Consider the following 12,550-nt stretch of genomic DNA (forward strand, 5'->3'; position numbering starts at 1 on the left):
GCCAATTGCGAACTTACACCTTGAGGACTCCGCGGAATCCTCTTGCAGCATAGTACGAATCTGCTCCATTGTGATATAAAAACACCATATTGTAGCGGCGGTCACAGAAAACTGCGCCTCCAAGGCTTCTAATATGATCAGGTGTTTGCACCCAGCTCGATGTTTTCAAATCGAAATTCCCGAGCTCTTGCAGCTTTCTATATTGCTGCTCTGTTAAAAGTTCAATTCCCATGTCAGCTGCCATATCCATGGCGTTATTTTCAGGTGGATGCTTTTTCCTGGACTCAAGCGCTTCACGGTCATAACAAACACTTCTGCGGCCTTTTGGACTTTCAGCTGAGCAGTCGTAGAAAAGGTATGCTCCTGTCTCTTTCTCAGTGCCAACAACATCCGGTTCTCCGCCTGTTCTTTCCATCTCGTTGAGTGACCATATTTTTTCCGGGTTCAATTCAAGCCTGGCTTGTACATCCTCCCAGACAATATCTTTATGCCGATTCATATTTTTTTCAAAACGTGTTTTTAAAATCAGTAGCAGTTGCTCTTGCTCTTCCAGAGGCAATTTCTTCGATTTGTCTGTCATTTCAATCCTCCTATTCATTAAGTTTCTGCTTTCACTTCTCCCAAGCAGGCAATGAACACCTTCAACCATTTCCTTATTGAGGCAGCTTCTTATAAAGCTTGATGGTAAAGGTGGTTCCTTTGCCGACTTGACTGGTTACCTCAATTTGTCCTCTATGGGCTTCCACGATATGTTTGACGATGGCAAGGCCAAGGCCTGTTCCCCCAGAATTCCGGCTCCTTGCCCTATCCACACGGTAAAAGCGTTCAAAGATCCTTGGAATCTCACTTTTTTCAATACCGATACCTGAATCTTTTACCAGAATAGACACAGTGTCATCCTGATCAATTAAAGAGATTTCCACACGGCCGCCATTTGGTGTATACGTTATGGCATTGCTGATGAGATTGATCAGTACCTGCTTCAGCCTGTCAGCATCTCCTTCAATGACTGCCTGACGGTCTTTCTGGTCAAGCGTTAGCACGATATCCTTTTGTGCAGCTTTTCCTTCTAAAATCTCAATGACTTCAGCTGCTTGCTGGCGGAGATCCACACTTCCAGCTGACAGATGGAAACCATGCTGTTCAATCTTGGAAAGGTCAAGCAACTCCTGTATCAATACTTGCAGGCGGTCACTTTCTTTCAAGATGATTTCAAGGAAAGCTTCCAATGTATCTTTATCATGCATCGCGCCATCCAGAAGTGTTTCCGAAAAGCCCTTGATCGAAGTGATGGGCGTCTTAAGCTCGTGCGAAACGTTGGCCACAAAGTCTTTCCTCATCTGCTCGAGTTTTTTCAGTTCCGAAATGTCATGGAAGACAAGGAGAATTCCTTTCCAGACATTGTTTGTCCCGATGATTGGCACTCCGTACACTTCAAAATGGCGTCTTTCAATCTCAATCGGAAGAACAACTTGCTTCCTTACTTTTTGCTCAGTCATGAAAATCTCTTCGACCATCCTGATTATTTCCTCATGGTCAATGACTTCATAATAAAGTTTATACAGATACTCAGAAGGTTCCACATTGAAAATTTCCTTGTAGGGCTTATTGATCAAGTTGATAAATCCCCTGCTGTCAATCAGGATCAGACCGCTGCCCATATTTTCTAACAATGTTGTCAGTCTATCCTGCTGGGATTCCTTTAGCTTCATCAGTTCCTGAAGGTTTCTGGCCAGGATATTGATGGACGAACTGAGCATCCCCGTTTCATCTATATGATCTTCATAAGTCCTTGCACGGTAGTTCCCTTTTGCCAGTTCGATCGCTACATTTGTCGCAGACTCGATTGGTTTCGTATAGCGGTTCGTAATCCTTGTACCGAGGAGGATGATCACAACCAAGGCCAAGCCAAGACTAACGGTAAGAATCCACCAGATTTGGCGATATGCTTTCTGCAGCTCATCGATTTTTGTAGTTAGAAATACATAGCCTTCTTTTTTACCTTCATGGCTGAGCGGATTCCAATAATAATGCAGGTCGAAGCCTCCGCCTACTTCAAGGTCGCTCTCTGATTTCGGTGGATTTTCCACAATATCCCCAATAATATCCCTATGCCTGCTGATTTTGGTACTTGATAGTTCACCAGTGTCGTAACGAATATCGCCGTCCAGATCAACGATGGTGATCCTTGAATTCAACAACCGGCTCATCCTTAAAATTTCTTCTTTATCCAGCGAATCAAGCCCTCCGTTTTGCTCGATATTGGAAGTTAAAAGATTCATTTCAATCATCAGGCGTTCATTGAATGAATTGATATAATAATTCTTGAATAATTGCCCCAACACAAGGCCCAGGCCTATTAACACGATGATGATCAAGGAAATGAGGGCAAATAAAAGTCGTGTCCGGTACTTTGTCATTCTCCCTTCGGTTCCTCCAGCTTATAGCCAAGACCACGAATGGTTTTGATATAGGACGGCTTCTTTGTATTCTGTTCGATCTTTTCGCGCAAGTGGCTTATATGTACATCTACAATTCTTGTGTCTCCGGCAAAATCATAATTCCAGACCGCACTTAACAGCTGGTCACGCGTCAGTACCCGGCCTTTGCTTTTGGCCAGATAGAGAAGCAATTCGAATTCCTTCGGTGTCAATTCGAGCAAGTCTTCCATGAAATAGGCTTCATAGAAATCCGGCATGATCCTGAGTTCGCCTATTTTGATCTGGGCTTCGTCCTCAGGCTTCTCCTCGACGGGATCCGGCACTGCCTGCACCCTTCTAAGAATGGCTTTTACCCTTGCAACAACTTCCCGCGGGCTGAACGGCTTCGTCATGTAATCATCTGCACCCAGCTCCAGGCCAAGTACTTTGTCAAACTCGTCATCCTTTGCCGTCAGCATTAATATCGGTACATTGATTTTCTGCTGCCTAAGCTGCTTGCACACTTCCATGCCATCAAGCTTCGGAAGCATCAAGTCCAGGACCATCAAATCGGGTTTTTCTTCAGCAGCAAGGCGAATCCCTTCCTCACCGTCCATTCCTGTCACAACGGAATAACCAGCCTGCTCCAGATTATACTTCAGCAGTGTCACAATAGATTGTTCATCATCCACAACCAAGACCTTCTTGTTCATATAAGCCTCCAAAAAAGTTATTACCCCTGATTCATCCAATTAGCTCTATCTACATTATAATATCAACCCGCTGTCTAAAATCAAATTTTAGAATAAAATGAAAAAGGATGTACAAATGAATGTACATCCCAAAACTCAAAAATTCTCCAATGCCTTACCGTCCAAGCGCTGTACTGGATATGGCGGACAGACGAGCATCCGGCCTTTTACCACTGTCTCATCATCTTCATTTTTTCCAGTAACCGTGATCTCAACATTATGCTTGCTCTTGATGACTTCGGTCACTTCAAACAAGAATTGCACTGTCCCATAATGATAGACAGGTTTCAAATACTCTATATCCTGCTTAAGAATATGGCTTCCAGGTCCCGGAAGATATTTGGAAACAGCCGAAGTGATGATCCCATTCAGCATGATTGCAGGAACAATCGGCTTTTCATATGGTGTTTGTGAAGCATAATCATGCTGGATATACAAAGGATTCGCATCATTCGTCAAACCCAAATACAACAGAAGGTCTTTATCCTCAATCTTTTCTGTTAATGTCAATTTTTCTCCGACAGTCATTTCTTCTATTTTCCTGCCAAGCTTACGTTTTCTTCCAAGCAGCATAGCATTTACCCCTTTGCAATAGAAGTTCGATTTAGTTGCATTATATTCCCCTGTCCGAAAACAATATACGTCCCATATTGGAAAAAAATCGGGGAAGGTTCCCCGATTCTTTTTAGGCTGTTTTCGAATCGATTGAGTCATAGCATGTGATGTAAAAAGTTTCCCGAATGAATGACCGTATTATGCCAAAACAGCCATCACATTACGGACTGATTCTGCTGATTTATCGAGGGCTGCTTTTTCATCTTCTGTCAGTTCAAGTTCAATTACTTTCTCGATTCCCCCGGCTCCAAGGATCGTTGGAACTCCCAGATAGATTCCTTCATATCCATATTCGCCTTCAAGATAGGCAATCGCCGGAAGAACACGGCGCTGGTCTTTAAGGATTGCTTCACACATTTCTACCAGCGAAGCTGCAGGTGCATAGTAAGCGCTGCCATTTCCAAGAAGGTTGACAATTTCGCCTCCGCCTTTGCGAGTGCGCTCTACAATCGCTTCAAGGCGTTCTTTTGGAATTAATGTCTCAAGAGGAATGCCTCCTGCATATGAATAACGCACAAGTGGTACCATATCATCTCCATGGCCTCCAAGGACAAAACCAGTAACATCCTTTACGGAAAGGTTCAATTCCTGGGCTACGAATGTACGGAAACGAGCAGAATCCAATACACCCGATTGGCCGATTACACGGTTCTTAGGGAAACCTGATTCTTTGAAAATAGTATAAGTCATCGCATCAACAGGGTTAGTCAAAACGACGATAAAGCTATTAGGAGAATGCTTGGCGATTTCCTGGGCTACACTTTTCATGATTTTCTGGTTCGTCTGGACAAGATCATCACGGCTCATGCCTGGCTTGCGGGCAATGCCTGCTGTGACAACAACGATGTCTGAGTCTTTCGTATCCTCATAGCTGGATGTACCGGTAATGTTCGCATCAAATCCCTGGACAGGGCTTGCTTCTAGCATATCAAGCGCTTTACCCTTTGTCGGATTTTCCATTTGCGGGATATCAACCAATACTACATCCCCAAGTTCCTTCTGTGCAAGCAAGAATGCTGTTGTTGCTCCTGTGAATCCTCCACCAATGACCGAAATCTTTTTGCGTTTCAATGACATAAGGCTTCCTCCTCAGAACGAATATATTTTAATAAAATATATGTTATTTATGTAAAGGCTATCCTATAAAAGGATAGCCTTCCGTACATTTTTAGCCCATGTTCTTGATCAGTTCATCGCCGAACTCAGAAGTCTTGACTTCTGTAGCGCCATCCATCAAACGTGCGAAGTCATATGTTACAACCTTTGAAGCGATTGATTTTTCCATTGACTTGACGATCAGGTTAGCTGCTTCAGTCCAGCCAAGGTGTTCAAGCATCAGGACGCCTGAAAGGATTACTGAAGACGGGTTAACTTTATCCAAACCAGCATACTTAGGAGCTGTACCATGAGTCGCTTCGAAAATAGCGTGGCCAGTTTCATAGTTGATGTTTGCTCCAGGAGCAATACCGATACCGCCTACCTGTGCTGCAAGTGCATCTGAAATGTAGTCGCCGTTAAGGTTCATTGTTGCAACAACATCGAACTCTTTCGGACGTGTAAGGATCTGTTGAAGGAAGATATCAGCAATCGCATCTTTAACGATGATCTTGCCAGCAGCCTCTGCATCAGACTGAGCTTTGTTTGCTGCATCCGTACCTTGTTTTTCCTTAATCTTGTCATACTGAGCCCATGTGAAAACCTTATCACCAAATTCTTTTTCAGCAAGTTCATAACCCCAGTTTTTGAACGCGCCTTCTGTGAATTTCATGATATTGCCTTTATGTACAAGCGTTAATGACTTACGGCCTTCTGTAATGGCGTAATTGATCGCTGAACGTACAAGGCGCTCTGTTCCTTCTTTGGAAACAGGCTTGATACCGATACCTGAAGTTTCAGGGAAACGGATTTTATTTACGCCCATTTCGTTTTGCAGGAATTCAAGAAGCTTCTTGACTTCGTCAGATCCGCTTGCATATTCGATGCCCGCATAGATATCTTCAGTGTTTTCACGGAAAATGACCATGTCAGTGTCCTGAGGACGCTTTACAGGTGATGGAACACCTTCAAACCAGCGTACAGGGCGCAAGCATACAAACAGGTCAAGCTCCTGGCGCAAAGCAACGTTCAAAGAACGGATTCCGCCGCCAATCGGTGTTGTCAGTGGACCCTTGATTGCGATCAGGTATTCATTGATCAACTCTAATGTTTCACTTGGAAGCCACTCGCCAGTTTGGTTAAATGCCTTTTCTCCAGCTAATACTTCTTTCCAGACAATCTTGCGTTCACCCTTGTATGCTTTTTCAACAGCTGCATCAAGAACGCGGACAGAAGCTGCCCAGATATCCGGACCTGTGCCGTCACCTTCGATAAAAGGAACGACTGGATTGTTTGGTACGTTTAAAACTCCATCTTTGACTGTGATTTTTTCACCTTGCATTGTTTTCTCTCCCTCCAAAATCCTCATTCAATTCATAATCAAAGGTTAGCAGGCTTGTATGCCTCTAACCTTTTCTCAGGGAAGCCAGGCAATAATGACTGACTGCCCTCACTCTCCTATTACAGCAATTTTTCACCCAAAAGTAAAATATTGCTCCTCTATTTCTAAAAATTATCTCATTTCAACGGGAACATATTCTTGCTTTCCAGGACCTGTATAATCAGCACGAGGGCGGATCAGACGGTTGTTGTCATACTGTTCAAGGATATGCGCAAGCCATCCGGATACACGGCTCACAGCAAAAATTGGCGTGAACAGGTCATGGTCGATGCCAAGGCTGTGATATACGGATGCAGAATAGAAATCCACATTCGGCGGCAGGTTCTTTTCGCCTGTGACGATTTCTTCGATCTTAGTGGACATATCGTACCAATGTGGTTCGCCAGTAAGTTCAGTCAATCTCTTGGACATTTCTCTCAAGTGCTTTGCGCGAGGGTCGCCCTGGCGATATACACGGTGGCCGAAGCCCATGATTTTTTCCTTTTTCGCAAGCTTTTCACGGATTGCCGGCTCTACATTTTCAAGTGTGCCGATTTCAGTCAGCATTTTCATAACTGCTTCGTTAGCTCCTCCGTGAAGAGGTCCCTTTAATGCACCGATAGCAGCTGTTACACCAGAGTAAACATCTGATAGTGTCGCAACACATACGCGTGCTGTGAATGTTGAAGCATTAAGCTCATGATCAGCGTGCAGGACAAGAGCTTTGTTCATAGCTTCTACAGCTACATCTTCAGGCTCTTCGCCTGTCAGCATATACAGGAAGTTTGCTGCGAAATTAAGGTCTTCCCTTGGAGCAATTGGCTCAAGGCCTTTTCTAACTCTTGCAAAAGCGGTAACAATAGCTGGCATTTTCGCCTGAAGACGAATTGCTTTGCGGTAATTCGCTTCTTTCTCCATGACATCTGCTTCATCATCATATAATCCTAAAAGAGATACTGCCGAGCGAACTGCAGCCATCGGATGGACTTTATCGATCGGGTACATCTTGAAATGCTCAAGCACTTCCTTTGGCAATGCTGCATTCTCTGCGAGCTGCTTCTTCAATTCGTCCAACTCTGCCGCTGTAGGAAGCTTGCGGTGCCATAATAGGTAAATCACTTCTTCGAAACTAGCATTTTCAGCTAAATCGTCAATGTCATAGCCAACATAAGTCAGCGTATCATCGATGATAGAACTGATAGAAGATGTTGTTGCCACTACCCCTTCAAGACCACGTGTTACTGTCATACTCAATCTCTCCTTTGTAGTTTAATTTCCCCATATCCCATAATTTGTCTGTATGTTGAATTGCTGTTCAGAACAGCGATCAGAAAAAAGAAATTTCTGACACTTTATACGAAAAGCCGAATCATACGCCGGCGACAGACCGATTCCGACCGGATTTGCCATACACAAGATGGTATCGAGCGCTTGCTCAGGCAGCCGTCAAAAAAAAGAAAATGCTTACATTTTATGAAATGAATAAAACCGTGGATTCCGCTTCTCTCCTTAGCCTATATAAGAGAATGGAAGCAGTTACAAGTCCTATTATAAACAATTATCTGACATTTGTGAATGAAAACAACTTAATTCAGCAGAAAATATTATTTTAAAAAAAGGCTATTTAAGAAAATCAAAGATTTTCATTGCAGCATAGGCAATCCCTGCGCCGATCAGCGGACCGACAGCTACACCTTTGAAAATTGAAACCGCCAGTATCGTTCCAAGGACGAGTGCAGTAGTGATATGCGGATCTTCAGCCAGCAACGTAACCCCGCCTTTTGCAAGCAAAGCAACTGCCATTCCTGAAATGAGGGCAATCCATGCATATGGCGATTTAAACGCACCTGATAAATCCTTGAAGCCAATATCCCCGCTCGCAATCGGAGCCAGGACGGCGATCGTGATGACGGTAACTCCCCAGTTAATTCCTTTTCCCTGTAAAAGTGAAAACGTTTTAGCCTCAAATCCAGCAATCTTCATTACAAGGAGGACCAATACCGCAATGATTAATGATTGGTTCTTGGCCACAAAGGCAATCACCAGCAAAGTTAGTAAAAATAGCATAGGCTCTAGCATAAAATTTGTCATCCTTCCACGGTTAAAACTATTGTAACATAATTTAAAATATTGCACCAAGCAAGTAGTATCCCTGGCATTGCATCTATTAATATACGCTGCAATTCTTTGTCCGTATTCACTATTATATTCTTCATGCAGAAGAGGTTTTTAAAGGGATTTTCATATAGAGGTCGAATCTTTTTTATGGACAGACCGTATATTGTAGAAAAACTTTCAGGACTGGCATCAAGTTTGCAGGACGTACAATTGGAAACACCCCCGCCAGATTGGCCATTCCAAAAGGAGGAACCTGCTTGAACCTCGTATATCTTCATCGAACACTGCGCTTTATTCTGGTCATCAGCGTGATTGTCGCAGGAGCATTAGCCTTATTTTTTGTCTCAAAGGTCACATATCCATTCATCATCGGGTTTCTGATTGCATTTATGATGAACCCACTCGTCAACTTTTTTCAAGAACGGGTGAAAATGCCCAGGGCCCTGGCAGTGATTATTGCCCTTGCCCTGATTATGTCATTGTTTGCCGGACTGATTACTTTGCTTATTGTCGAAATCGCTTCTGGAGCCGAATATCTCGCGAAGGTTGTTCCCGAACACCTTGTTACACTGATTGATTACGTAGAGCACTTATTCGCTGCACAGCTCATTCCGCTTTATAACCAGTTGGCTGGAATGTTCCAGAACCTTGAAGCGGACCAGCAGGATACGATCATGAGTAATATCCAGAATGTCGGCGCCAACATCGGGACCACTGCAGGGAATTTCATCAAGAACTTTTTCGAAAAAATTCCCAACATCCTTTCATGGTTTCCCAATGCAGCTACCGTTCTTATTTTCTCACTGCTGGGAACTTTCTTCATCAGCAAAGACTGGTACAGACTATCCGCTTTGAGTAACCGGCTGCTGCCGAACCGTGCAAGGACAAGCAGCAGAACCGTTTTTATCGATTTAAAAAAGGCGTTATTTGGTTTTGTGAAGGCTCAGGCTACCCTGATATCGATCACAACGGTCATCATCCTGATTGGCTTGCTGATCCTTCGTATCGATTATGCCATCACAATTGCCCTTGTTACAGGGATTGTCGATATTATTCCCTATCTAGGCACAGGTGCTGTTTTTGTTCCATGGATCATCTATGAAGCAATCGCCGGTGATATGGCTACCGCAATTGGTTTGGGTGTTTTATATATTGTCGTCCTCGTGCAGAGGCAGGTCATGGAGCCGAAAATCCTGTCTTCCAGCATTGGGCTGGATCCGCTCGCAACCTTGATTGCCCTTTTTGTCGGATTCAAGACCATCGGCTTCCTTGGTCTGATTGTCGGTCCTGTCGTCCTGGTTGTCTTTAATACCCTGCAACGAGCAAATGTATTCCAGGATGTATGGACATTCATCAAAGGGAAGGATGAAGTGATTATCAAATAATTATATTACAGGGAACTTGCGAGCTTTTATTGGGAAGAGCAGGAATTTTCACCGAGTAAATAACAAAACGCCAACAATAGATGTTGGCGTTTTTATATTAGCGTATAACCTTTATGGTTCCTTTATCCATCCAGTTACGGAACAGCTTTAACATCAATGCTTTAAAAAATTTCCTTGTAGGTGGCGCCAGAAGTAAAATTCCCAGAATGTCAGTAATGAATCCCGGTGTCAGAAGCAGGACTCCGCCAACAAGGATGCTTACTCCATCGAGAATAACATCTCCAGGCATCATGCCTCTCCTTAATTGATCCTGTGTTCTTCTGATGGTTTCCAATCCTTGCTGCTTAGCAAGGTAAGCGCCAAGGAAGCCTGTAAGGATAATGAGTAAAATCGTAGGCCAAATGCCGATTGTTTGCCCTGAAAGCAGCAGGACAGCGATTTCAGCCGCCGGAATAATAATTAAAAACATAAAAATGTACTTCATTTTCCACCTCAATGTGTTGGAATAGGCTGTCCTTCTATTATACGTGGCGAACTGGCGATAATACAATAATATGATTGCCCAGACATGAAAGCTTGGTGAACACTGGTATTAGATTCCATGAAAGATATAATGCGAGGTGACTTCGGATACTTTCCCAAAAATCCGCTGCCGTCTTGTCCGAACCTTGACCTGCTCAGCAATTCACTCGATGGAACCCCTCTATTTTTTTCGGGTCCTTTAGTGAATTGAGTTATTTATAAAGGCTGTTTTAGTAAAGAATGTTGTTAAAATCTTAAAGGCGATTTTAACGTGCTATAAGCAATTTTGCAGTTCGTTTTTAAGTGTGCAAGCTCTTTTCTCATAATAAGCTTGAATTTTATAAAGAAAACTAGGTCATTCAATCCAATTTAGTAGTCAATAGCAACAAAGTTTGAGAAAAGAGCCTTTATAAATAAAAGCGTGAAATCTGTAGATTTCACGCTAAATATTTTTGAAGGATTATTTTACTTATAGTACGCTTGCATGTCCTTTGTATATGACACCTCTAGCAGAATCAACGGTGATTTCCTGTCCATCCTTGAAAAGGCTCATCGCATTTTCTACACCTACGATGACTGGGATTCCGAGGTTCAGCCCGACAACAGCAGCATGGCTGGTCAAACCGCCCTCTTCCGTGATCAACGCGCTGCACTTTTCAAGAGCAGGTACCATTTCGCGGTCAGAGCCAATAGTTACAAGGATGCTGCCTTGTTTTACCTTGCTGATCGCTTCTTGTGCGTCTTTTGCCACGACTACTCTTCCATATGCAGATTTGCGGCCAATACCTTGTGCTTTTGCCAGGATATCGCCAACCACATGGATCTTCATCAAGTTCGTTGTGCCTGCTTCACCTACTGGTACACCTGCAGTAATGACTACCAGGTCACCGTGGGAAACATGTCCGCTGTTGACACTTTCTTCGACTGCGCTCGCAAGCATTTCATCCGTTGTTTCTGCCTTTTCTCCAAGCTGTGGATACACTCCCCATACAAGGGCAAGACGGCGGACCACATGATCATTAGAAGTAACCGCAATGATCGGTGCCTTTGGACGATACTTTGAAATCATACGTGCAGTATGCCCACTTTCAGTTGGTGTGATGATGGCATTCACTTCAAGATTAAGAGCCGTATGTGCAACCGATTGTCCGATGGCATCGGTGATATTGTGGTCCGTCTCTTTACTGCGGAATGACAGCAATTCTTTATGATTAAGCGCCTCTTCTGCACGAGAAGCGATATTATGCATGGTCTGAACAGCTTCTACTGGGTATTGCCCAGCTGCTGTTTCGCCAGATAGCATGATTGCGTCAGTTCCATCGAAAATCGCATTCGCAACGTCACTCGCTTCTGCACGAGTCGGGCGCGGGTTGCGCTGCATCGAATCCAGCATCTGTGTAGCAGTGATGACTGGCTTTCCTAGTGTATTACACTTTTTGATCAGGTCTTTTTGAACGAGTGGTACCTCTTCTGCAGGAATTTCCACTCCTAGGTCACCACGAGCAACCATAAGACCATCGGAAACTTCAAGAATTTCGTTGATGTTGTCAACGCCTTCCTGGTTTTCGATCTTAGGAATGATCTGGATGTGTGATCCGTTGTTTTCTTCCAATAGCTGGCGGATTTCCAATACATCAGTTGCGCGGCGCACAAATGATGCTGCAATGAAGTCCACTCCCTGCTCGATTCCGAATAGGATGTCTTTAGCATCCTTCTCCGTGATTCCTGGAAGATTCACAGAAACACCCGGCACGTTTACACCTTTTTTATTTTTAAGCGTACCCGTGTTCAGGACTTTGGTTTTAATCTCATTATTTTCCTTGTCGATGCTGATAACTTCAAGACCGATTAAGCCGTCATCAAGGAGGATTTTGGCTCCTGGATGGACATCATCGATCAGCTGGTCATAAGTAACAGAGAACTTATCAACTGTACCCAGAACCTCTGTCATTGATACGATGCATTCCTGGCCTGTCTTCAGTTCAATTGCACCATTCTCCATATCATTTGTGCGGATCTCAGGGCCTTTAGTATCAAGCAGGATCCCTACCTTCTTCCCTGTTTTCTCCGCAGCTTCTCTGATATTTTTGATACGTGCTGCATGCTCTTCATGATTTCCGTGAGAGAAATTCAAGCGGGATACATTCATTCCTGCTTCAATCAGCTGAGTTAATTTTTCTACACTTTCACTTGCGGGACCAATCGTACAAACAATTTTTGTTTTGCGCATAGATTGCAACCTCCTGGTTTACTGTAAAAGAA

General features: G+C 43.7%; 11 protein-coding genes. 1 reads left to right on the forward strand and 10 read right to left on the reverse strand.

The annotated features are described in order from the left end of the window. Positions 1-13 precede the first annotated feature (13 nt). The 8 genes from M3593_RS05900 to M3593_RS05935 all read right to left on the reverse strand — a co-directional run bounded on the left by M3593_RS05900 (position 14) and on the right by M3593_RS05935 (position 8,342). Positions 14-580, reverse strand: coding sequence for a DUF4256 domain-containing protein (locus tag M3593_RS05900; RefSeq protein WP_395883515.1), 567 nt, complete (start codon positions 578-580; stop codon positions 14-16). A gap of 73 nt (positions 581-653) precedes the next feature. Continuing rightward, the gene (gene pnpS / locus M3593_RS05905; protein ID WP_144477426.1) at positions 654-2,420 is read right to left on the reverse strand and encodes a two-component system histidine kinase PnpS; all 1,767 of its coding nucleotides are present in this window, start codon (positions 2,418-2,420) and stop codon (positions 654-656) included. Next, complete coding sequence (locus M3593_RS05910; protein WP_144477423.1) at positions 2,417-3,133, reverse strand: response regulator transcription factor; 717 nt, start codon at positions 3,131-3,133, stop codon at positions 2,417-2,419. Before M3593_RS05910 ends, pnpS begins: the two co-directional genes overlap by 4 nt. 135 nt (positions 3,134-3,268) lie before the next feature. After that, a complete protein-coding gene (locus tag M3593_RS05915; protein ID WP_144477421.1) occupies positions 3,269-3,745 on the reverse strand; it encodes a MaoC/PaaZ C-terminal domain-containing protein in 477 nt (158 codons plus the stop codon). Between the two features lie 180 nt (positions 3,746-3,925). After that, complete coding sequence (mdh, locus tag M3593_RS05920; protein ID WP_251541094.1) at positions 3,926-4,864, reverse strand: malate dehydrogenase; 939 nt, start codon at positions 4,862-4,864, stop codon at positions 3,926-3,928. Between the two features lie 91 nt (positions 4,865-4,955). Next, positions 4,956-6,224 (reverse strand): NADP-dependent isocitrate dehydrogenase, encoded by a 1,269-nt coding sequence (gene icd, locus M3593_RS05925; RefSeq protein ID WP_251541096.1) that lies wholly within the window; start codon positions 6,222-6,224, stop codon positions 4,956-4,958. Between the two features lie 171 nt (positions 6,225-6,395). Next, positions 6,396-7,511 carry a citrate synthase gene (citZ, locus tag M3593_RS05930; protein ID WP_251541097.1) on the reverse strand — a complete coding sequence of 372 codons (1,116 nt, stop codon included), beginning with the start codon at positions 7,509-7,511 and terminating at the stop codon, positions 6,396-6,398. Positions 7,512-7,883: 372 nt separating this feature from the next. Next, entirely contained in the window at positions 7,884-8,342 is a 459-nt protein-coding gene (locus tag M3593_RS05935) for a DUF441 domain-containing protein (protein ID WP_251541099.1), read from the reverse strand. Between the two features lie 296 nt (positions 8,343-8,638). Between M3593_RS05935 and ytvI the strand changes: the two genes are divergently transcribed. After that, the gene (gene ytvI, locus M3593_RS05940) at positions 8,639-9,766 is read left to right on the forward strand and encodes a sporulation integral membrane protein YtvI (RefSeq protein WP_251541100.1); all 1,128 of its coding nucleotides are present in this window, start codon (positions 8,639-8,641) and stop codon (positions 9,764-9,766) included. Positions 9,767-9,863: 97 nt separating this feature from the next. On the opposite strand, the gene M3593_RS05945 is transcribed toward ytvI, so the two are convergent. Together M3593_RS05945 and pyk are read right to left on the reverse strand one after the other, a co-directional pair. Continuing rightward, a complete protein-coding gene (locus M3593_RS05945; protein WP_144477403.1) occupies positions 9,864-10,250 on the reverse strand; it encodes an FxsA family protein in 387 nt (128 codons plus the stop codon). 507 nt (positions 10,251-10,757) lie between these two features. Further along, positions 10,758-12,518, reverse strand: coding sequence for a pyruvate kinase (gene pyk / locus M3593_RS05950; RefSeq protein ID WP_144477400.1), 1,761 nt, complete (start codon positions 12,516-12,518; stop codon positions 10,758-10,760). Between the last annotated feature and the right edge of the window lie 32 nt (positions 12,519-12,550).

This window comes from Mesobacillus sp. MER 48 (assembly GCF_023714225.1).
In the GTDB taxonomy this organism is placed as follows: domain Bacteria; phylum Bacillota; class Bacilli; order Bacillales; family Cytobacillaceae; genus Mesobacillus; species Mesobacillus oceanisediminis_A.

Coding starts and splice junctions, on each gene's coding strand:
- M3593_RS05900 (WP_395883515.1), bottom strand. CDS start 580: ATGACAGACAAATCGAAGAAATTGCCTCTGGAAGAGCAAGAGCAACTG.
- M3593_RS05910 (WP_144477423.1), bottom strand. CDS start 3,133: ATGAACAAGAAGGTCTTGGTTGTGGATGATGAACAATCTATTGTGACA.
- mdh (WP_251541094.1), bottom strand. CDS start 4,864: ATGTCATTGAAACGCAAAAAGATTTCGGTCATTGGTGGAGGATTCACA.
- M3593_RS05915 (WP_144477421.1), bottom strand. CDS start 3,745: ATGCTGCTTGGAAGAAAACGTAAGCTTGGCAGGAAAATAGAAGAAATG.
- pyk (WP_144477400.1), bottom strand. CDS start 12,518: ATGCGCAAAACAAAAATTGTTTGTACGATTGGTCCCGCAAGTGAAAGT.
- M3593_RS05935 (WP_251541099.1), bottom strand. CDS start 8,342: ATGCTAGAGCCTATGCTATTTTTACTAACTTTGCTGGTGATTGCCTTT.
- icd (WP_251541096.1), bottom strand. CDS start 6,224: ATGCAAGGTGAAAAAATCACAGTCAAAGATGGAGTTTTAAACGTACCA.
- M3593_RS05945 (WP_144477403.1), bottom strand. CDS start 10,250: ATGAAGTACATTTTTATGTTTTTAATTATTATTCCGGCGGCTGAAATC.
- pnpS (WP_144477426.1), bottom strand. CDS start 2,420: ATGACAAAGTACCGGACACGACTTTTATTTGCCCTCATTTCCTTGATC.
- citZ (WP_251541097.1), bottom strand. CDS start 7,511: ATGACAGTAACACGTGGTCTTGAAGGGGTAGTGGCAACAACATCTTCT.